Origin of the sequence: Pyramidobacter sp. CG50-2, assembly GCF_003612005.1 — a bacterium.
Classification (GTDB): Bacteria; Synergistota; Synergistia; order Synergistales; family Dethiosulfovibrionaceae; genus Pyramidobacter.
On sequence record NZ_RAWT01000053.1, the window covers coordinates 1 to 18,983 of the forward strand.

The window sequence follows — 18,983 nt, forward strand, 5'->3', positions numbered from 1 at the left end:
TGTACGTTCGCGTAGACGTTGTTATGGCGGCACGATGGGGAGTTCTTTCGAGGTGTCTTGCTGTGATGAGAGTGTGAGGGGGTGACTTTTTTAATGAGCAGTTATGGTGACTTTTTTATTGGCTATTGACAGAGTTGAAAAGTCTCCTCACGGAGGCCGCACCGCGCGAAACGACTCAAATGTGCATGACGCCGACGCTGACGCGCTCGTGGTGGGCGATGGCATGAAAGGCCGCATCGCCGGCGACGGCCACGGCCAGCCATTGAGCATTGCGCACGATGGCGATCTTGGCGCCGACGCTCGTTTCGAGCAGGCCGCAGGGAATGAAAGATTTGAAGGCTTCCTGCGCCGCGTGCATGAGCGCGTGCATCTCCGCGCCGTCCTTGCGCACGACGCCGCTGTTCAGCGCCGCGCCGACCAGAGCACGGCTGGCCTTCGCGGCAAGCTCGCCGGAAATGCCGCCCACTTCGGTGGCCACGCCGCGCCACCCGCAGGCGCTCAGCGCTTCCTTGATGCGGCGCTCTTCGCCGATCCCGTCCGAAAGCGCCAGATAAAGCGCCGCTTTGGCGACGTCGCCCGTATCGTTGATGCGCATGCGCACCGTCACGTCGCAAAGAGGGAGCTCCGGCGCGGCAGGGACCGTTTTATTCTCCGCCGCGCCGCCGCGGCCTTCCGCTTCGGTCTCGGCAGCCCGGCAGCCGACTTCGCCGTCGGCGGGAACCGCCGTTTTCTCGCCGACCACCGCGGTCTCCGCGGAAAAATCCATGGGGGCTTTTTCGTCCGGTGTCCTCTTCCCCGTGAAAATCCCGCTCCATTTCATCCATACCCACCCCCTTTCTCAATCCTCTCGAAAAAACGCCGCCGCCCTTTTTCACCGCCGGGAATCCATACGCCGTTTCACCGGCGGAACGCTATTCGGTCTTGAATTCCTTCTCGAACGACTGCCCGGAACTCATCAGCACGCCGACCATCTTCAACTGGTCGACGTTGTCGCAGATGATCTTGATGATACCGGCGATCGGCATGGAAAGCAGCGCCCCCGCCACGCCCCAGAGCCAGCCCCAGAGCAGCAGCGAAACCAGGATCATGACCGGACTGAGATTCATGCTGTCGCCCATCACCTTGGGCGTGATGATGTTGCCGATCGTCACCTGTACCGACAGAATCACGCCGATCGTCATGAAGACCTGCGGCGGGATGCCGAACACAGCGCCGGCCGCCGCAGGATAAAACTGTACGATCGAAATCAGGATCGGCGGCACCGAAGCGACGATCGAACCGACCGTGGGAATGAAGTTCAGGAAGAACGCCAGCACGCCCCACGTCGGCGCGAAATCGACGCCGATCCAGCTCAGCCCCAGCCAGATCAGGATCCCCGTCGCGCCGCTGATCAGCGTCATCACCGAAAGGAAACGGCCGATCTGCGTCGAGATCGAATCGAGGATGTTCATGACCTGTCCGCTCTTCTGCGGAAACGCCTTGCGCATTTTATACTCCACGTAGGGGCTGCCGAAGAGGATGAACATCAGAAAGACGATCACCATCACCGTTTTGGACAGGATCGTGACGATCGACCCCGACAGCGCGATGATATAGGAACGCAGCGCCCCGCCCCAGTCCACGCCCCGCAGGTAGGTGGCGGTGATGTTGTATTTGGCCGAGAACTGGTTCCAGATGGCGACGAGCTGTTCGTAATAGTTCATGAACTTGTCGGTCGAACCGACGAACAGCTGGCTCAGGAAGCTGCCCGCCTGCGACGTGATGTACAGCAGCAGCGCCAGCAGCAGGAACGTAGTGATTTCGACCGGCACTTTCAGACGAGTCATGAAACGCACTCCCGGCGCCATGATATATGAAATGATCCAGGCGATCACCAGAGGCAGAAAGACATTCTGCGCCGCCTGCAGGACGACCCCCACGGCGATCACCGTCAGCACGGCGACACAGCCTGTTAAAATCTTCAGGTCTTTCAACTTTCGCACCCCTTCTTCAGAAAATCAAAATCTCCGATCTTTTTCATATTATATCCATATTCGCTCATAAAAAAAAGGACGCCTTCGCAAAAAGGCGTCCTTTTTTAGGTTTCGAATATCTCTCTAACCGTCGAGAGGCGCTTAGTCCTCCGTGAAAACGGTCTGCTCGGTCACCGGGGTCTGCAGGGCCTTGAGGGCGCGGGTGACCAGACGGTAACGAAGCGCGAACTCTTCCTCGGGCTTCAGCGCGGGGTTGCCGAGGGGGTGAGGAATGGCGACCGTGGGAATCAGACGGTTGGCGCCGACGCTCAGAGAGATCGGGACGATCGTCAGCATGTGGACCACGGGGACGTCGGCGTTCTCTTCAATAGCCTTGACCATCGTTGCACCGCAACGAGTGCAGGTGCCTCAGGTGGAGGTGAGGATGACCGCGTCGACCTTGCCGTGCAGCTTCTTGCCGATTTCCGTGCCGAAGCGCTTGGCGTTGGCGACGCCGGTGCCGTTGCCGACGGTGGCGTAGAAATAATCGTAGAGCTTGCCGATCTTGTGTTCCTTCTCCAGCTTGCGCATCACGTCGACGGGCAGCACGCGGTCGGGATCCTCGTTGGCGTAGGTCTGATCGTAACCACCGTGAGCGGTCTGATACTCGCCCTGCTTCAGGTCCTCGACGCCGGCGATGTTGTACTCGCCGTAGTTCTGGGCGCTGGAAGCGGCGATGTGGTCGGGATTGCCGAAGGGCACGATGCCGCCGGAAGTGACGAGGGCGATCGTGGCCTTGCTGACGTCCTTGAGAGCCGGCCGGGGCTCGACGCGGTCGAACACGGGCATCTTGTACTCGGTCTCGAACTTCTCGCCCTTGAGCTTGCTGATCAGCATCTTCACGGCGCGTTCGGCGCCGACTTCGTCGTAGAATTTGTTGACGCGCACGCCGCGCTCGATGTAGCCTTCGGCGGCCGGGGTGCCGAGCTTTTCGCCCTTCATCTGGCGCAGGATGATGCTGGCCATGGCGGGCACGGCCTTGCCCAGTCCACGGGCGCTGTCGGCGGCGCTGACGATGTAGGTGTACTTCTTGTACAGGTCGACGCCGGGGTTCTCGACGTACATGGCGGAAACGGTGGGAATCTCGAGCTTCTCGCCCACGGCCTTGCAGACGGCGCCGCAGGCGGTGCCGTAGCGGCCGGCGTTGAAAGCGGGACCGGCGACGAAGCCATCGGCGCCGTATTTCTTCACGGCCTCGACCACGAAGTCGGAAGCGGCGTCCATGTTCTCGGCGAAGTAGGAGTCGCCGCAGATGATGGTGGCAACGATATCGGCCTCGCCCTTGAAAGCGTTCTTCAGGGCCAGACCGGGACCGACGATGCCTTCGCGCACTTCGGGCGCGATGTCGGCCTTCTCTTCTCCGCCGATGCCGGCGAAGAACTGGTTGATATAGTGAACTACTTTATAAGTCATAAGTTCCCCTCCTTAAGAGTCTGTCCTTGGAAAAAGGGATTCGCGCGTCTTGGCCGCGAACTAGATCGTGTAAGCGCCCAGCTTGGTGAAGCCAACTTCGCTGGTGGCGCCGGTGATGATCTGGATCTCGGCGAAGATGCTGCCGTCCTTCTTCAGCGAGCCGAAGAAACCGCCGGCCATGACGTCGGCAAACTGGATGTCGCCGATGACCTTGTCCATCGGAGGCAGGGTGATCGTAGCGTTGGCGTTGCCGGCGGTGACGCAGGCGTCGCCTTCGGGGCAGGTGTCGGCCAGAGACTGGGAGGCGCCGTCGCGGTTGGCGTACTCGTCGGTGACGAGGACCGTCTTGATGCCCTTGCGCTCGCACTTCCAGCAGTTCATGACCAGGTCGGCGTCGGGGTTGCCGAAGCCTTCCTCGGAAATGACGGCCGCGTCGGCGCCAAGAGTCTGGGCCAGCTTGACGGCGTAGGAGCTGCTGCGCTTCTTGTCGGCCAGCGTCACGTTCTCGTTGGTGATGACGACGCCGATGAAGTTCAGATCCTTGCCGTGGTGCTCGTAAAGGCTCTTGATGATGGGGTTGTTCAGATGCACGTAAGTGCTGTTCTTGTCGCAGGCGGACACGCAGTTGCCGGAGCAGATGGCGCCGTCCATGACTTCGGTGGCGTTGATCACCGAGGGGATGATCTTCTTGGCGTCGACGCCGTAGACGTAGGTGTCGTGAAGCAGTCCCTGGGTCTGCAGCATGTAGATGTAGGCGACCTTGGGCAGTCCGGGATAGGCGGCCAGGGCGTCCTTGTAGCAGGGAGCCTCGAACGTCTCGACCTTGTCGGCCTTGAATCCGGCCTTCTTGATCTGCTGGGCGATGAAGACGGCGGCCTTCAGGCCGGCCATGCGGCAGCTCGTCTCGCGGTTGTGGTTCTCGAGCCCCTCGACGGGATTCAGGACCAGAACGATGTTTTTGGTCTTGGAGAACGGCGTCAGCTCGGCGCCGGGGCCGGACATGTCGACGATGCCTTCCTGCGGGGCGACGAGACGGCCGGTGGTGACCACGGCGGCGCCGTCGAGGACCAGAGTGGAACCTTCGCCGACGGTGTCGACGTCGCCGATCATGCCGGGGAACACCTCATTGGTGCCCTCGATCTTGCAGCGGGGCTCGACAACGTCCTTCACGGGCATGATGCGGGTCTTTTCGCCCGGATGGGCCAGTTCCACATCGACACTGGCGAGACGATCGTCATCCATCAGATGGTCGATGATGGCCTTCTTGTTGATGGTGAGCACTCCGCCTTTGACGGAGAATTCGTCCCCAAACGCGATCTTGTCAATCTTTACCTTATGGAGTTCAAGCTTCAAGATAACTCCTCCCTTCTGAATGTTACCCATGCCCCTCGTCGGGGCACTGATGCCGGAAAAATCCGGCGGCGCGCGGTACCTGTATCGTTAGATCATGGCCAGAAGAGATTCCACGCTCTGCCCAGCGGAGGGAACCGCTCCGTGCCCGGATAAAACGCTAGCGGATCAGATCGTTCTTGAGAAGCGTCTCCTTCATCAGCTCGAAGTCGATCTCGGAACAGTCGGCCGACATCCGGGGCGGCGTCTGCGCCGGAGTCAGCGGGTGGGGATCGTTCGCGTAGACGAGCCCCGCCTCTTCGATCAGGTTGAGGCCGTATTCGTCGAAGTCCGATTTTTCGTCTTTTTTGAGCAACAACGTGCGAAAGGGCTGCTGATGCGGACGAAAGTTGCCGTACAGCGGATGGTTCTGCAGAACCCATCCCTTGTGGATCAGGTCGCGCCCGGCTGCGATGACGTCTCTCCCGGCGCCGGCGACGAACTGCACGGGCAAATCGGCGCGGTCCTTGTAACGCGGGTTGTTCGTAAGCAAAATAAAGCGACAGGACATCACGCTCACCTCTCTGGTGGTCATGAGTCTCTGTCGTACGATTCGCACGTATATTCAGAGCGGCGTCCGCTCGGGATCCTTTGTGCCTGAGAGTTTCCGCAATGAAAAAACGTTTTGCGTTGCCCCTTCGGCGTCCGACGCTCACAAAACAGGTCGGAATCTCTCTCCCGAATTTCTCTCGCCAGGTTCATTTTACAACCAACGAGAAAAATATCAAGTTTTTTACGATCGCTCAGTAATGTTTTTTATGAAAGAACAGTCGATCCAAAAGTACGAGGAATACACCAAAACCGCAAAAAGGCAAATTTATTTTGTGCATTTTAAACAAACGCCTCGAAGAAAGAAATATTCTTACGACATTCTGTCACAACATAAAGATTTACGGCCTTTATTTTTCATTTAAAAATACAAACCCATTCACGACAAAAAACATCCCGCCGCGCCCTCCTCCCCGCGCCGATTTCCGCTCCGGAACTCACGCGGCGTCCGATGCAAAAAGCCCGCGCGAAACGCGCGGGCTTTTTCGTTGGGCGAGGTTATTCGCAGAGCTTCTTGACGTTCTCTTCGATCTGCTCGATGGTGACCGTGTCACCGCTGAGACGGGCCACTTCGGCGCCGTTCTTGAAGAACAGGAAGGAAGGAAGGCTCATGACCTTGAGGGCCATGGCGACGCGGCGGCCGCCGGCGATGTTGACCTTGCACAGGTCGACCTTGTCGGCATACTTCTCGGCGAGAGCTTCGACGCTGGGCATCAGGGCAAGGCAATGAGTGCACTTGGGGCCCCAGAAATCCATAAACATGGGTTTGTTTTTGCTGGCTTCGATCGCCGCTTCATACGTCTCTTTCGTAAGTTCGACTGCCATAGTGAATCCACTCCTTGAAAGGTGTTTTTGTCCGCGCAGTTCGTGCGGCTTTTACCGTTTCATTTTAACGCCAGAATCGGTTACGTCAATGACGCAAAATGAATAAGATATAAACGCCTCAAAGTTCAAACATGCAACAAATTGGAAAAACGTTTCGGGCGGGATGCAACTGCCGTGCGGCGAAAGCGTTTCGCCGTTGTATAATTGACGAAGGGTTTTCGAAAAAAAAAGGGGGCGGACAGATGTGTCTCGCAGTGCCTCACAGAATTGAAGAGCTTTGCGGCGACGGCAGCGCGATCGCTTCGGCCGGCCCGATCCGCCGTTCGATCCGCGTCGACCTGCTGGACGCGCCGGCCGTGGGGGATCTCGTGCTGGTGCATGCCGGTTTTGCCATCGAAAAAGTCGACGAACGCGACGGCGCGGAACTGGAAGCGCTCTGGGCCGAAATCCGGGAAGGCGCCGGCGATGCGGGGCAGCTTCCTTTCTAGCGCCGCGCGGACGTTGGCGGAGCTGGCCCGGCGCACGGGACCGGTCACGCTGATGGAAGTCTGCGGCACTCATACGGTGTCGATCTTCCGCAGCGGCCTGCGCTCGCTGCTGCCGGAAAACGTCGGGCTGCTTTCCGGCCCCGGCTGCCCGGTCTGCGTCACCGATCAGGCCGACGTCGACCAGGCCATCGCGGCGGCTTCGCTGCCCGGCGTGGCGTTGTGCAGCTACGGCGACATGATCCGCGTGCCGGGACGAGGCGGCTCGCTGCGCGAAGCGGCGGCCCGCGGCGGCGACGTGCGCGTGGTCATGAGCGCCTTGGACGTGATCCCGCTGGCTCTGCGCGAGCCGCAGCGGGAGTTCGTTTTTTTCGCCGTCGGCTTCGAGACGACGACGCCGCAGACGGCCCTGCTTCTTCAAGAAGCGAAGCGTCTCGGCGTCGGCAACGTTTCCGTGCTGGTCGAGCATAAGCGGGTCCTCCCGGCGCTCGAACTGCTGGCGCAGGATCCGCGGACCGGCGTGAAGGGTTTTCTGCTGCCGGGGCACGTCTCGAGCATCATCGGGCTGGAGCCTTACGGGATCCTGGCCGAAAAGTACCGCCTCGCCTGCGCCGTGGGCGGCTTCGAGGGAGAGCAGATCCTGCTGGCGTTGTGCGCGCTGCTGTCGCAGATCGCGCGCCGGAAGCCGCGCATCGTCAACGCCTATCCGAGCGGCGTGCGCGATCACGGCAATCCGCGCGCCCGGGCGCTGATCGACGAGTGTTTCACGCCCTGCGACAGCGTCTGGCGCGGCCTGGGCACGATCGGGATGTCGGGGCTGAAACTGCGCGCCCCGTACTCCCGCTGCGACGCCCGCGCCAAGCTGGAGCTGCCGCCCGCCGTCAGCGCGCCCATTCCCGGCTGCCGCTGCGGCGAGGTGCTGCGCGGCCGACTCGCGCCGCCGCAGTGCGCTCTTTTTGGAAAGGTCTGCACGCCGCAGGAGCCCGTCGGCCCCTGCATGGTCTCGTCGGAAGGAAGCTGCGGCGCGTGGTACCGTTACGGCCGCCGGGGAGGAAGACTATGAGCGAACTGATCTCGTTGGGCGAAGGAAGCGGCGGCCGCCTCACGGCCGATCTCATCGCCTCCGTGATAAAGAACTTCGCCGCCTGCGACGGGCAAAAAGGCGGCTGCGAAGACTGCACGTTTATAGAAGGGGACCTGGCCGTCACCACCGACGGCTTCACGGTCTCGCCGCGATTTTTCCCCGGCGGCGACATGGGGCACCTGGCCGTCTGCGGCGCCACGAACGACCTGGCGGTGCGCGGCGTCAGGCCGCAGTGGCTGACGCTGGGCATGATCATCGAGGAAGGGCTGCCGCGCGCGGAATTGCTGCGCCTCGTGCGGAGCGCCGCCCTCCAGTGCGAAGCCCTCGGCGCCACGCTGGCGGCCGGCGACACGAAAGTGGTGCCTCGCGGCGCCTGTGAAGGCGCGTTTTTCAACGTCACCGCCCTCGGCCATGCCGCCACGCCCCGGCCGCTGGGCATGAACCGCCTGCGTCCCGGCGACGCGCTGATTCTCTCCACCACGCCGGGACGCCACGGCGCGGTCATCGCCGCGCTGCGCTACGGACTCGACCGCGGCGGCCTGGAAAGCGACTGCGCCGCCCTCTGGCCCCTGCTGGCGCCGTTGTTGCCGCTCGAGGGCCTGCGCTGCATGCGCGACTGCACGCGCGGCGGCCTCGGCACCGTGCTCTGCGAGTGGGCCGAAGCCGCGGGCCTCGGCATGGAGATCGAAGAGGAACGCCTCGCGCTCCATCCCTCCGTCGCCGCCATCTGCGATATCCTCGGTTTCGATCCGCTCTACCTCGCCAGCGAAGGCTGCGCCCTGATCGCCTGCGCCCCGGCAGAAACGGAAAACGCGCTCGCGCGGCTCCGCCGCCATCCGCTGGGGCGCGACGCCGCCCTTATCGGCACCGTCACGGCGGAACACACCGGGCTCGTGGGCATGAAGACCCGGCTCGGCGGCTCCCGCATCGTCGACATGCCCGTCGGCGAGATCCTGCCGCGGATCTGCTGACGAATTTCCCTCCGACGCGCGCCAAAATGAAAAGCGGCCGCCTCCCGAGAAGGCTCCGTCGCGCGGGACGATCTCCGACCGCCGCGCGGCCTGCGCCACCCGCTTTGCGGATCTCTCGAAGTCGTATGAGCAAAAAGACGGCAGATCAGCAAAATTTCAGCGCAATATTTTTTGCTGAAATTTTGCTGATCTGTTTGTTTATTTGGCGATTCTATCAGCTAAAACACAATTTTTCTTTGTTTATTCACTTCTATTCGTTGATTTCGTTTGTTCATTTATGGCATGATGTGTTCATCGGGAGGTGACGTTTCATGTTAAGCGAAGAATTAGTCCAGCTGATCCAGTCGCTCCGCCAACAAAAGGCGGAATCCCGGACCATCGAGGTCAAGGCAGCTCACGACGGCTGTCCGCAAAAACTGTACGGCACGCTGTCCAGCTTCTCCAATCAAGACAGCGTCGGCGACGCAGACCTGCCGATGACGGACTACGAACTGTACAGCTACGAAGCGTTCCGCCGCCGTCTGCATGACGACGAACGCCCCGTCGAACGCGCCACGTTGCAGATGCTGGATCAAAACCAACTCCATCGATATCTTTCACAAAAGCGTTTTGAACGTCCCGGCTTCAGCCAGCTTTCCGAAGCGCAGGCCTATGAAATGCTGAACATCACCCGTGGCGGAGCTCTCACTCTGGCCGCCGTGATGACGTTCGGCCTGTATCCGCAGGGATTCTTCCCTCAACTGGCGATCACCGCTGTGGTCGTTCCCGGTACGCGCATCGGCGACGTCGACGCCGGGCGCGCCCGTTTCATCGACAATAAAAGGATCGAAGGGTCTCTGTCCGCCATGGCGGAAGAAGCTCTCGCTTTCTGCAGCCGCAACATGAAGGTGCGGACCGTCGTCGACGCGCAGACAGGAGAACGGCGCGACGTCCCAGAATACCCGCTCATCGCGATCCGCGAAGCCATCCTCAACGCGCTGATCCACCGCGACTACAGCCTCCATACCGAAGGGACGCCCATACAGATCGACTTTTTCACCGATCGGCTCGAAATCCACAGCCCCGGCGCGCTCTATGGCCGCATGACCGTCGAACAGCTGGGACAGGGTCGGCCCGATCTGCGCAACTCCACGCTGGCAGTCATGGCCGAGACGCTGACGCAGGCCGAAAATCGTTATTCCGGCATCCCCACCATGTGCCGCGAAATGGCGGCCATGGGGCTGCCCGAGCCGGTTTTCGAAAATCGCCGCAACGAATTCGTCGTCACGTTCTACAACCGCAGCCGGAACGATCGGCCTGTCGGCGTAGACGAACTGCCCGACAGCGCGGCGCGCCTGCTCGAATTCTGCCGGATCCCGCGTACCCGTCGCGAGATCGCCGATTTTTTAGGCATAAAAACCGTGTTCTACGTCACGCAGCGTTACATCACGCCGCTGCTTGATGCCCGACTTCTCGCCATGACGCTTCCCGAAACTCCGAAGAGCCGGAAGCAGAAATTCCGCGCCGCCGTACAAAGATAAATCTCAAGAAACATCAAGAGGACTTCCCGTGTGCGGGAAGTCCTCTTTGTTTGTTACATCAGCCCCTGGATCAGGATCGCCAGGATCAGCAGCGGCAGCACGAACTGAAAATATGGCTTGAAGCGGCGGCTCATCTTGATGCCCACGCCCTTGTTGCACTCCGCCAGGTATTTGTCGAAGCCCCAGCCCCATTTCGTCACGCAGAACAGCAGATAGATCAGCGACCCCAGCGGCAGCAGCAGATTGCTGACGACAAAGTCTTCGCTGTCGAGCACGTCGCGCGAACCGAGGATGCGCACGTCGCTCCACAGATTGTAGCCCAGCACGCAGGGCACGCTGGTCACGAGCACGAAGGCGCAGTTAAACCACACGGACTTGGTACGCGACCAGCCGAAGTTGTCCATGCAGGCGGCCAGGATGTTTTCGAACACGGTGATCACCGTCGAGAAGCTGGCGAAGGTCATGAACAGGAAGAACAGCGAGCCCCACAAACGGCCCGCCTCCATGTTGATGAAGACCTTGGGCAGCGTGAGGAAGATCAGCGACGGGCCGGCGTCGGGCTGCACGCCGAAGCTGAAGCAGGCGGGAAAGATGATCAGTCCGGCCATGAACGCCACGAAGGTGTCGAGCGCGACGATGCGCACGGCCTCGCCGGTCAGCGTGAACTGATCCGACATGTAGCTGCCGAAGATCTCCATCGAGGCGATGCCGAGGCTGAGCGTGAAGAACGACTGGTTCATGGCCGCCATGATCACGGAGCCGAGCCCGGAAGCCTTCATGCGCTCCACGCTGGGCAACAGATAAAAGCGCGCCCCTTCCCCAGCCCCCGGCAGCAGCAGACTGTGCACCGCCAGCACCACGATCAGCGCCAGCAGGCCGAGCATCATCCACTTGGTGACCTTCTCCAGCCCCTTCTGCATCCCCATGGAACAGACCAGAAAGCCGCCGATCACCGTCAGCGCCATGCACAGCGCCATCTCCTCGGGATTGCCGAGCATGCCGCCGAAGACGCCGTTCACCTTCTCGGCCGCCATGCCGTCGAACGTGCCGAAGGTGAACTTGAAGAAGTACGACAGCATCCAGCCGGAAACCGTCGTGTAGTACATCATCAGCAGATAGTTGCCCGCCACGCAGAACCAGCCGTGTACGTGCCATTTGCTGCCGGCCGGCTCCAGCGTCTCGTAGCCCTTGACGGCGCTCTTGCGGCTGCCGCGTCCCACCGCCAGCTCCATCGTCAGCACGGGAATGCCCATACAGATCAAAAACAGCAGGTAGAACAGCACGAAAATGCCGCCGCCGTTCTGCCCCACCAGCCAGGGATACTTCCACACGTTGCCGATGCCGATCGCGCACCCGGCGCTGACCAGGATGAAACCGATCCGCGACTTGAAACTCTCTCGTTCCATACCCTTCACTCCTCAAACGACAAGATCTTCAGAACAGGCGAAAAATTCCGTCTCGCCGTTTTCCTGAAAAGTTAGCGGCATTATAGCACATGTGCCACGTTTTGAGGGGCATTTTTTTCATAATTCAGCACATTGCGAGAATACGACGAAAAAACAGCGGCGATGAAACGGCGCCTGCGGAAGGCGGCGCGGGCGGGGCGACCTCAAGAACCCCGCCGATTGAAGTGATTCGGATTTCCGGATTTCATTAAAACGGAACCGGCGCGTTTTTTCCTCACGTTCGCGGCAGACGCCGATTTTTTCCCGATGCGGGGCGTTACTCCGTGAACCAGTTGCGCCATCTTCGCATCTCGTATTCCTGCACGTTCCCGCGGCTCAGACGCTCGATGGCCCAGTCCATCCGGCGCAGCAGGAGCGCTTTGTGCTCCGGCAGACGCCCTTTCAGCGGAAAGGCGTTGGTCTTGTGGGTCCCGTCGTAGACGGTCGGTATCTCCAGCAGCGAGAGAAGACGCCGCCCCTCGCCCAGAGCCTCGAGCGGCCGAAGCCGCTTGAACTCGCCCGCGCGCACGCGCTCCGCCAGACGGGCTCCCCTGAACAGTACCAGGTTCACCACCGTCAGCTCGAAGGGATGCGCTCCGTTCAGCAGGCTTGCCGTCTCGGCGATGTGCTCGTCGGAAAGAGCCCGTCCCCCCAGCCCCAGGATGACGTAGACTGAATAGCTTATCCCGGCGGCGTCGAGCTTCCTCATGGCCTCGGCGTTCCCGGCGCGCCCCACGCCCTTCTCGTGATAGCGGAGCACCCGCTCCGACCCCGACTCGATCCCCAGGCACAGGCGGTCGTATCCGGCCGCGCGCAGGATCTCAAGTTCCTCCGCCGACTTTTTCATCACGTCGTCCGCCCGTGCGAAGCAGGAGACGGACTCGCACTCGGGAAAGGCGCCGCGCAGCTCCCCGGCGATCCACAGCAGTTTCTCCGCGGGCAAACAAAACGGGTTCCCTCCAGACAAAAGACAGCGCCGCACGGGCCGGCGGTCGTATTTGTGGAGAAAACGCAATTTCCCGACCTTGTCCCGTATCTCCGGGCAGGAAAGCTCCCGGTAGGCCAGCCCGTGATTCAGGTCGCAGAAGAGGCAGCGGCCATAGCTGCACCCCACGGAGACGGGAAGCTGCACGGCTCGGGATTCCGCCATCGGCACGTAGTAAAAGGCGCCGTATTCTTCGTAAAGCTCTTTTCTGAGCCGCGCCGCAGTCTCGACGAAATCGCGGTCCACGCCGTCAGGCCCCGTGCCCCGGCGGAAGCGATCCGGCATTTGCGCTGCGCTTGACACTAACGCCCTCACGCCACGGACCCCACGAATTTGCGCACTCTCGGCGCGCTGCGGAAAAGCGACGCGAGCTCGACGGAAAACCGCTTCAGCGCGGGAATGTTGCAGTATCGCGACGCCGCCAGGACAAAGCCGAGCAGCACCGCGAAAACGAGCGGGACGAACGCCATCGAAACCGTGTCTTTGAATCCCGAGAAGATAATCGTGAACATCCGTAAAAAATAGTCGAACTGAAAAAACATGCGTTCTTCCCTCTTTTCAATCAGCCGCCACAATGCGGCAGGCGTCCTTTTTCCGGATGCCTGCCGCATCGTCGGCAGCGATTTTTTTACGAACCAACGCCGCTTCGATCGTATTTCTGCCGGCGGCCAGAGCGATGCCGATACCCCTTCTTTTCGCCGATCGTCCGCCGCAGTTCGCTCTCGAAGCCCGACCATTCCTGAGTCAATTCTTCCCGTTCTGTATTCATTGTGTTTATTCCTATCAGGAATTCTAGTTTAAAGCCGTTGGCCTGTCAAGAGCAGCGTTCTTTTCGAAAAGCGAAGGGCGGCGGCGCGATAAAATGTGGACGGAAGCCGGCCGGCTTTCGCCCGCATTCACGCCGCCAAAAACAAAAAAACGGGCTTTCAGCGCGACTATGCTGAAAGCCCGTGAACATTCTGGCTCCTCGAGCAGGACTTGAACCTGCGACCTAGTGATTAACAGTCACCCGCTCTGCCGACTGAGCTATCGAGGAATTTTATGGAGGCGGCACCCAGATTCGAACTGGGGATAAAGGATTTGCAGTCCTCTGCCTTACCACTTGGCTATGCCGCCGGTCTCTTAACGTCAAAATGGAGCGGAAGACGGGATTTGAACCCGCGACCCCAACCTTGGCAAGGTTGTGCTCTACCCCTGAGCTACTTCCGCATCGGATGGTGGCGAGACCCAGAATCGGACTGGGGACACGGGGATTTTCAGTCCCCTGCTCTACCAACTGAGCTATCTCGCCGTGCAATGGCGGGGCTGAAGAGACTCGAACTCTCGACCTTCGGCGTGACAGGCCGACGCTCTAACCGACTGAGCTACAACCCCTATTGGATGGTGGGCGATACAGGGATCGAACCTGTGACCACCTGCTTGTAAGGCAGGCGCTCTTCCGCTGAGCTAACCGCCCCTGTATGCCGCCTCGCTAGCACGAGGAAGATTCTATCATCATGCTTTGGACCTGTCAAGTTCGGTTTCGCAAAAACCCCGCGCCGCCCGAGCGCCGCTCAGCGCTCTCTTTCAGCCAGCAGACGCGCCGCCGCGCCGCCCATGAACGCCTCTTTTTCCCGCTCGTCCAGGCCGCAACCCCGCAGCCGCGACGCGAAGCGCTCGCGGTCCAGGATCGGCCAGTCGGTGCCGTACAGCATCTTGTCCAGCGCGCCAGCGGCCTTCGCCGCGGCGAGCACGCGCGCGTCGTACAGGAACGGCCAGGCGGCCGTGTCGTACCGGGCGTTTTTGAGCGCAAGTTTCATCTCCGGCATGGTCTCGTACAGCCAGAGGCCGCCGCCGAAGTGGGCGAAGATCACCCTGACGCCGGGATGGTTCAGGCAGAACGCCGCGGCTTCCTTGGGCCCGACGTTGCCCTTGCCGTCGTAGTCGTGCCCCACCGGCTCGGCCGTATGCACGTTGAGCAGCAGCCGGCGCTCCTCCAGCACGGCGGCCAGCCGCCACGTCTGGCGCCGGTCGCCGAGATCGAAGTTCTGCCCCTGCGGAAACAGCTCGCCGATGCCGATCAGCCCGGCGTCGGCGCAGCGCTCCGCCTCGGCGGTAAACCCCCGCGTCAGCGGCGAGACCGAGGCGAAGCCCTTCAACCGCCCCGGATAACGCCGCACGGCGTCGATCACGTAGTCGTTGCAGATCGCGCACAGCCCGGGATCGCGGAACGCGAAGCCGAAGATCCACGACTGCTCGACGCCCGTCTCGTCCATGCGGCGGATCAGCTGATCCGCCGTGCCCCATTTATGGACCCTGTTGTGCGTGAGCAGATCGAAATGCGGCTCCCTTTTCGAAATCAACTCCTGATCCCTGACGAACTGTTCGGGATACACGTGGACGTGCACGTCGATTACCGGTGTCATGACCATTCCTCCTCGCCGTCTCGCCCGCATCATAACAAAAAAAAGGGGATCCCGCCAGCGACGGGATCCCCTTTTTCAGGCACATTTTTTCGTATCGGGCGATTAAGCAAGCACGACGGTCGCGCCGGTACCCTCGAACTGCTTGACGAGAGCTTCGGCGTCTTCCTTGGACAGGCCTTCCTTGATCGGTTTGCCGGGGTTCTCGACAAAGTCCTTGGCGTCCTTGAGGCCAAGGCCGGTGACTTCGCGGACGACCTTGATGACCTGGAGTTTCTGGGCGCCGACTTCCTTCAGCACCACGTCGAACTCGGTCTTCTCCTCGGCGGCGGGAGCGGCAGCGCCGGCAGCGGCGCCGCCCGCGGCCATCATCACGGGCGCGGCGGCGGAAACGCCGAACTTCTCTTCAAGGGCCTTCACCAGGTCGGCCAGGTCAAGAACGGACATGCTTTCAATCGCGGAAATGATCTCATCTTTGGTCATAGTAATTTTCCTCCTCGGGAAATTTGTTCAGGCGGCCTCAGGCCGCCGGATTCTCGGATGTGCGCTCTCGGAGCGCGGTCACGCTGCTTTTACGCAGCTTCTTTCTTCTTGTCGGCGATCGCGGACAGCGCGGTCACAAGGCCGCGGGGCAGGCCGGACAGAACCGTAACGAGGCCGCGGAGCGGGCTGGCGATGGAGCCGACCGCCTTGGCGATGAGCTCGTCGCGGGAGGGCATGGCGGCCAGAGCTTTGACGTTGTCGAGGTCCAGCAGTTCCTTCCCCATCACGCCGCCCTTGATGACGAACGCGGCGTTTTCCTTCACTTCGCTGAAATCCTTGATGGCCTTGGCCACGGCGGGGCTGTTGTCGGCGGCGACGACGTAGAGGTTGGGCCCCTTCATCATCTTCACGTCCTTGGCCAGTCCCACTTCGTCGAGAGCGATCTCGGCAAGCCGGTTACGGGCCACTTTCGCCTTGCCGCCGGCAGAGCGGATCGCCTTGCGCAGCGCGGAAGCCTGAGCCACGGTCAGACCGCGGTATTCGGCGACGAAAATCGCCTCGGCGCCGCTGAACAGATCTTTCAGTTCGGCAACCTGATCAACTTTATACTGTGCGGGCAAATCGATTCACCTCCTCAAATAAAAATCTTCCCCGCCTCCGCAGGCAGGGAAGATTGAACGCCACAATACGCGCGCACGGCGCAGCATGAAGTCGTTTTACATTCCGAACCTCGGTGGGCGGCAAACCTTTGTACCCGAAGGTACCCACTGTCTTAAGTTCACAGTTGTGGATTATACCCGAAGGGATAAAAAAAATCAACCCCTCGCTTGCGCGAGAGGTTGACGAAGGGCGAAACCTTATTCGGCGGCAGCCGCGCAGATTTTTTCCGCGTCGGCGGCGTCGATGCGCACGCCTACGCCCATGGTCGTGGACAACGTCAGGGACTTCACGTAAGCGCCCTTGACGGCGACGGGGCGGGACTTGAGCACCGCGGCGTAATAGGCCTTGATGTTCTCGAGGATCTTGTCCTTGCCGAAGCTGGCCTTGCCGATGGCGTTGTGCAGGATGCCGAACTTATCGACGCGGTACTCGACGCGGCCGGCCTTGATCTCCTTGACGGTCGAGCCGACGTTGGCCGTGACCGTACCGGCTTTGGCGCTGGGCATCAGCCCGCGGGGGCCGAGCACCTTGCCGAGAGGGCCGATGAACTTCATCATTTCCGGCGTGGCGACGACGGCTTCGAAGTCCATCCAGCCGCCCTTGATCTTGTCGACCAGATCGGTGCTGCCGACGTAATCGGCGCCCGCTTCCTGAGCTTCCACGTTTTTGTCGGTGGAAGTCAGGACGACGACGCGCTTCGTCTTGCCGGTGCCGTTGGGCAGGCCAACGGTGCTGCGCACCTGCTGATCCGCCTGACGGGGATCGACGTTCAGACGGACGTGGATCTCCACGCTCTCGTCGAACTTCGCGTTCGCGGCCGAAAGGGCCAATTCGATGCCCTCTTCGAGGCCGTACGCCTTGAGGGGCTCCAGCTTCTTGAGAAGCTCGGCGCGTCTCTTGCCAATTTTTGCCATTGTTTTTTCCTCCTTGTGGTGATGACGGCTTTCGCCTTCCACGGTACGCCTTGCGGCGGCTACTCGGTGACGTCGACGCCCATCGAACGGGCGGTGCCGGCCACCATCGCGGCGGCGGCGTCCACGTCGTTGGCGTTCATGTCGGGCAGCTTGACCTTGGCGATCTCCATGACCTGGGCCATCGTCAGCTTCGCGACTTTGCTCTTGTTCGGCGCGCCCGATCCTTTTTCGATTCCCGCAGCCTTACGAATCAGCACGCTTGCAGGCGGTGTCTTGAGGATGAAGGAGAAGCTTCTGTCCGCGTAAACGGTCAGCACGGCGGGGATGATCATCCCCGGCTGAGACGCCGTTTTCGCGTTGAACTGCTTCACGAACTCCATGATGTTCACACCGTACTGGCCAAGCGCGGGTCCCACGGGTGGCGCAGGTGTGGCTTTGCCAGCGGGCAGCTGGAGTTTGACCACGCCAATGACTTTCTTTGCCATACTTAAAGACTCCTCTCGCTAATGCGCAGATTTAGTGAAGCCCGCTCCCATCGTACAAGAGACGGCGGCGGACTTATTTATCAGAGCTTTTCCAGCTCTGCATAATCCACTTCGATCTCAGTGTCGTGTCCGAAGACGTTGGCGCTGAATTTTACCTTGCCCTTGCCGGGCGAGATCTCCGTCACGGGGCCCTCCATGCCAGCGAGGGGACCGGCCGACACGCGGACGCGGTCGCCGATCTCGCAGTCGATCTCGACCTTGGGCGCCGGGGCGGCTTCCTTCTCGCCGATCTTGACGAGGATCTCGTCGATCTCGCTGTCGGTGATCGGCAGCGGATGGTTGCCGGCGCCGATGAACCCCGTCACGCCGGGCGTATGACGCACGACATACCACGACTGCTCGTCCATGATCATCTCCACCAGCACGTAACTGGGGAAGAGCTTGTGGGAAATGCGTCGCGACTTTCCATCCTTGACAACGACTCGTTCTTCCGTCGGCACGAGAACGCGGAAGATCTTGTTCTCCATGCCCATCGAAGCAATCCGCTGATCCAGGTTGGCTTTGACCTTGTTTTCATATCCAGAATAGGTCTGGACAGTGAACCATTCATGTTTTTTTTCGGTCATAGTAAAAAAGGGACCCGAAAAACATCGGCCCCCTGAACCTCCCTGCAATGGAATTGGATGCCCGGCAAAAAGATCCTATCCAAGAATCTTTGAAAAAACTCCCGTCAGGACCAGATCGACGATTCCGAGATACGTCGCCACAAGGAGCGTTACAAAGATCACGACCAGAGTAGAATACCAGACTTGCTGTTTGCCAGGCCAAGTGATCTTGTTGAGTTCGGCGCGCGCTTCGCGGAGCGTGCTTTTGAGCTTATCCACAACCTTGGCCCCCTATTCTTTTTGTTTTGGTCACAACATAATGGCAGGCCCGGAAGGATTCGAACCTTCAACCCTCGGTTTTGGAGACCGACGCTCTACCAATTGGAGCTACGGACCTGCGACAATCAGGGATTATACACTACTTGCTCTCTTTGTGCAAGGTGTGTTTTCTGCAGTGCTTGCAGTACTTGTTCAGCTGAAGTTTGCCGTTCATGTTCTTCTTGTTGATGAAGGTCACGTAGTTGCGGTTCTTGCATTCAGTGCATGTAAGGCCGATCTCGTCTGCCATGACGTGCACCTCCTCTCAGTGAAAAAAAATTCCGGGAAAAATCCTCCCGCCGCCAGAGCAGGAGGATTTTTTCTTTCAAAGTCCTTTCCTTATAAAAGGCCCAGGGAGATCTACTCGAGGATCTGGGAGACGACGCCGGCGCCGACGGTGTGGCCGCCTTCGCGGATGGCGAAGCGAAGGCCTTCGTT

Annotated in this window: 22 protein-coding genes, 7 tRNA genes, 1 riboswitch and 1 other annotated feature; of the genes, 4 read left to right on the top strand and 25 right to left on the bottom strand. The window is 60.5% G+C overall.

Translation table 11 applies throughout. From position 1 onward, the window contains the following. Positions 1 to 175 precede the first annotated feature (175 nt). From D7D26_RS09965 to D7D26_RS09990, 6 genes are all read right to left on the bottom strand, one after another. Entirely contained in the window at positions 176 to 820 is a 645-nt protein-coding gene (locus D7D26_RS09965) for a HutP family protein (protein WP_233543540.1), read from the bottom strand. Between the two features lie 91 nt (positions 821 to 911). After that, positions 912 to 1,982: an AI-2E family transporter gene (locus tag D7D26_RS09970; RefSeq protein WP_233543542.1), complete on the bottom strand. Its 1,071-nt coding sequence runs from the start codon at positions 1,980 to 1,982 to the stop codon at positions 912 to 914. 132 nt (positions 1,983 to 2,114) lie between these two features. Continuing rightward, positions 2,115 to 3,425 (bottom strand): glycine reductase complex selenoprotein B, encoded by a 1,311-nt coding sequence (grdB, locus tag D7D26_RS09975; protein ID WP_078016876.1) that lies wholly within the window; start codon positions 3,423 to 3,425, stop codon positions 2,115 to 2,117. Between the two features lie 60 nt (positions 3,426 to 3,485). After that, positions 3,486 to 4,778 (bottom strand): glycine/sarcosine/betaine reductase component B subunit, encoded by a 1,293-nt coding sequence (locus D7D26_RS09980; protein ID WP_078016875.1) that lies wholly within the window; start codon positions 4,776 to 4,778, stop codon positions 3,486 to 3,488. Between the two features lie 157 nt (positions 4,779 to 4,935). After that, on the bottom strand, positions 4,936 to 5,349 hold the full coding sequence (locus D7D26_RS09985; RefSeq protein WP_233543544.1) for a GrdX family protein: 414 nt from the start codon (positions 5,347 to 5,349) through the stop codon (positions 4,936 to 4,938). 39 nt (positions 5,350 to 5,388) lie between these two features. After that, positions 5,389 to 5,503, bottom strand: a riboswitch (glycine riboswitch). Between the two features lie 358 nt (positions 5,504 to 5,861). After that, positions 5,862 to 6,188 carry a thioredoxin family protein gene (locus tag D7D26_RS09990; RefSeq protein ID WP_078016873.1) on the bottom strand — a complete coding sequence of 109 codons (327 nt, stop codon included), beginning with the start codon at positions 6,186 to 6,188 and terminating at the stop codon, positions 5,862 to 5,864. A 254-nt stretch (positions 6,189 to 6,442) separates the two neighbouring features. On the opposite strand from D7D26_RS09990, the gene D7D26_RS09995 reads away from it, so the two are divergent. The 4 genes from D7D26_RS09995 to D7D26_RS10010 all read left to right on the top strand — a co-directional run bounded on the left by D7D26_RS09995 (position 6,443) and on the right by D7D26_RS10010 (position 10,248). Continuing rightward, complete coding sequence (locus tag D7D26_RS09995; RefSeq protein WP_308559918.1) at positions 6,443 to 6,676, top strand: HypC/HybG/HupF family hydrogenase formation chaperone; 234 nt, start codon at positions 6,443 to 6,445, stop codon at positions 6,674 to 6,676. After that, the gene (gene hypD / locus D7D26_RS10000) at positions 6,654 to 7,736 is read left to right on the top strand and encodes a hydrogenase formation protein HypD (RefSeq protein WP_120372950.1); all 1,083 of its coding nucleotides are present in this window, start codon (positions 6,654 to 6,656) and stop codon (positions 7,734 to 7,736) included. Before D7D26_RS09995 ends, hypD begins: the two co-directional genes overlap by 23 nt. Beyond that, complete coding sequence (gene hypE / locus D7D26_RS10005; protein WP_120372951.1) at positions 7,733 to 8,728, top strand: hydrogenase expression/formation protein HypE; 996 nt, start codon at positions 7,733 to 7,735, stop codon at positions 8,726 to 8,728. The genes hypD and hypE overlap by 4 nt, the downstream gene beginning before the upstream one ends. Before the next feature lie 311 nt (positions 8,729 to 9,039). Beyond that, on the top strand, positions 9,040 to 10,248 hold the full coding sequence (locus D7D26_RS10010; RefSeq protein WP_078016870.1) for an ATP-binding protein: 1,209 nt from the start codon (positions 9,040 to 9,042) through the stop codon (positions 10,246 to 10,248). Positions 10,249 to 10,301: 53 nt separating this feature from the next. Here the strand turns inward: D7D26_RS10010 and D7D26_RS10015 are convergent, their stop codons facing one another. From D7D26_RS10015 to D7D26_RS10105, 19 genes are all read right to left on the bottom strand, one after another. Further along, complete coding sequence (locus D7D26_RS10015) at positions 10,302 to 11,654, bottom strand: sodium-dependent transporter (RefSeq protein ID WP_078016869.1); 1,353 nt, start codon at positions 11,652 to 11,654, stop codon at positions 10,302 to 10,304. 316 nt (positions 11,655 to 11,970) lie between these two features. Further along, positions 11,971 to 12,963, bottom strand: a complete 993-nt coding sequence (locus tag D7D26_RS10020) for a radical SAM protein (protein ID WP_078016868.1) — start codon at positions 12,961 to 12,963, stop codon at positions 11,971 to 11,973. Positions 12,964 to 12,989: 26 nt separating this feature from the next. Next, complete coding sequence (locus tag D7D26_RS12500) at positions 12,990 to 13,415, bottom strand: hypothetical protein (RefSeq protein ID WP_199674763.1); 426 nt, start codon at positions 13,413 to 13,415, stop codon at positions 12,990 to 12,992. 223 nt (positions 13,416 to 13,638) lie between these two features. Beyond that, positions 13,639 to 13,714, bottom strand: a tRNA-Asn gene (locus D7D26_RS10030). Positions 13,715 to 13,720: 6 nt separating this feature from the next. Then, a tRNA-Cys gene (locus tag D7D26_RS10035) sits at positions 13,721 to 13,794 on the bottom strand. An 18-nt stretch (positions 13,795 to 13,812) separates the two neighbouring features. Then, positions 13,813 to 13,887, bottom strand: a tRNA-Gly gene (locus tag D7D26_RS10040). 6 nt (positions 13,888 to 13,893) lie between these two features. Further along, positions 13,894 to 13,969: transfer RNA gene (locus tag D7D26_RS10045), tRNA-Phe, on the bottom strand. Between the two features lie 6 nt (positions 13,970 to 13,975). Next, a tRNA-Asp gene (locus D7D26_RS10050) sits at positions 13,976 to 14,052 on the bottom strand. A 7-nt stretch (positions 14,053 to 14,059) separates the two neighbouring features. Further along, positions 14,060 to 14,134: transfer RNA gene (locus D7D26_RS10055), tRNA-Val, on the bottom strand. Positions 14,135 to 14,231: 97 nt separating this feature from the next. Next, positions 14,232 to 15,083: an amidohydrolase family protein gene (locus tag D7D26_RS10060; protein WP_078016867.1), complete on the bottom strand. Its 852-nt coding sequence runs from the start codon at positions 15,081 to 15,083 to the stop codon at positions 14,232 to 14,234. 102 nt (positions 15,084 to 15,185) lie between these two features. Next, complete coding sequence (gene rplL / locus D7D26_RS10065) at positions 15,186 to 15,563, bottom strand: 50S ribosomal protein L7/L12 (RefSeq protein ID WP_078016866.1); 378 nt, start codon at positions 15,561 to 15,563, stop codon at positions 15,186 to 15,188. Between the two features lie 89 nt (positions 15,564 to 15,652). After that, positions 15,653 to 16,183: a 50S ribosomal protein L10 gene (rplJ, locus tag D7D26_RS10070; protein WP_120372952.1), complete on the bottom strand. Its 531-nt coding sequence runs from the start codon at positions 16,181 to 16,183 to the stop codon at positions 15,653 to 15,655. Positions 16,184 to 16,193: 10 nt separating this feature from the next. Further along, positions 16,194 to 16,358, bottom strand: a sequence feature (ribosomal protein L10 leader region). A gap of 62 nt (positions 16,359 to 16,420) precedes the next feature. Continuing rightward, the gene (gene rplA, locus D7D26_RS10075; RefSeq protein ID WP_078016864.1) at positions 16,421 to 17,137 is read right to left on the bottom strand and encodes a 50S ribosomal protein L1; all 717 of its coding nucleotides are present in this window, start codon (positions 17,135 to 17,137) and stop codon (positions 16,421 to 16,423) included. Positions 17,138 to 17,196: 59 nt separating this feature from the next. Then, complete coding sequence (rplK, locus tag D7D26_RS10080; protein ID WP_078016863.1) at positions 17,197 to 17,622, bottom strand: 50S ribosomal protein L11; 426 nt, start codon at positions 17,620 to 17,622, stop codon at positions 17,197 to 17,199. Positions 17,623 to 17,702: 80 nt separating this feature from the next. Then, positions 17,703 to 18,248 carry a transcription termination/antitermination protein NusG gene (gene nusG, locus D7D26_RS10085; protein ID WP_078016862.1) on the bottom strand — a complete coding sequence of 182 codons (546 nt, stop codon included), beginning with the start codon at positions 18,246 to 18,248 and terminating at the stop codon, positions 17,703 to 17,705. Positions 18,249 to 18,323: 75 nt separating this feature from the next. Beyond that, complete coding sequence (secE, locus tag D7D26_RS10090; RefSeq protein ID WP_078016861.1) at positions 18,324 to 18,506, bottom strand: preprotein translocase subunit SecE; 183 nt, start codon at positions 18,504 to 18,506, stop codon at positions 18,324 to 18,326. Positions 18,507 to 18,547: 41 nt separating this feature from the next. After that, positions 18,548 to 18,624 (bottom strand) — tRNA-Trp (locus tag D7D26_RS10095). 21 nt (positions 18,625 to 18,645) lie between these two features. Beyond that, on the bottom strand, positions 18,646 to 18,795 hold the full coding sequence (gene rpmG, locus D7D26_RS10100; protein WP_078016860.1) for a 50S ribosomal protein L33: 150 nt from the start codon (positions 18,793 to 18,795) through the stop codon (positions 18,646 to 18,648). A 110-nt stretch (positions 18,796 to 18,905) separates the two neighbouring features. Beyond that, on the bottom strand, positions 18,906 to 18,983 hold a 78-nt coding region (locus tag D7D26_RS10105), incomplete at its 5' end, for an EF-Tu C-terminal domain-related protein (RefSeq protein WP_147413055.1).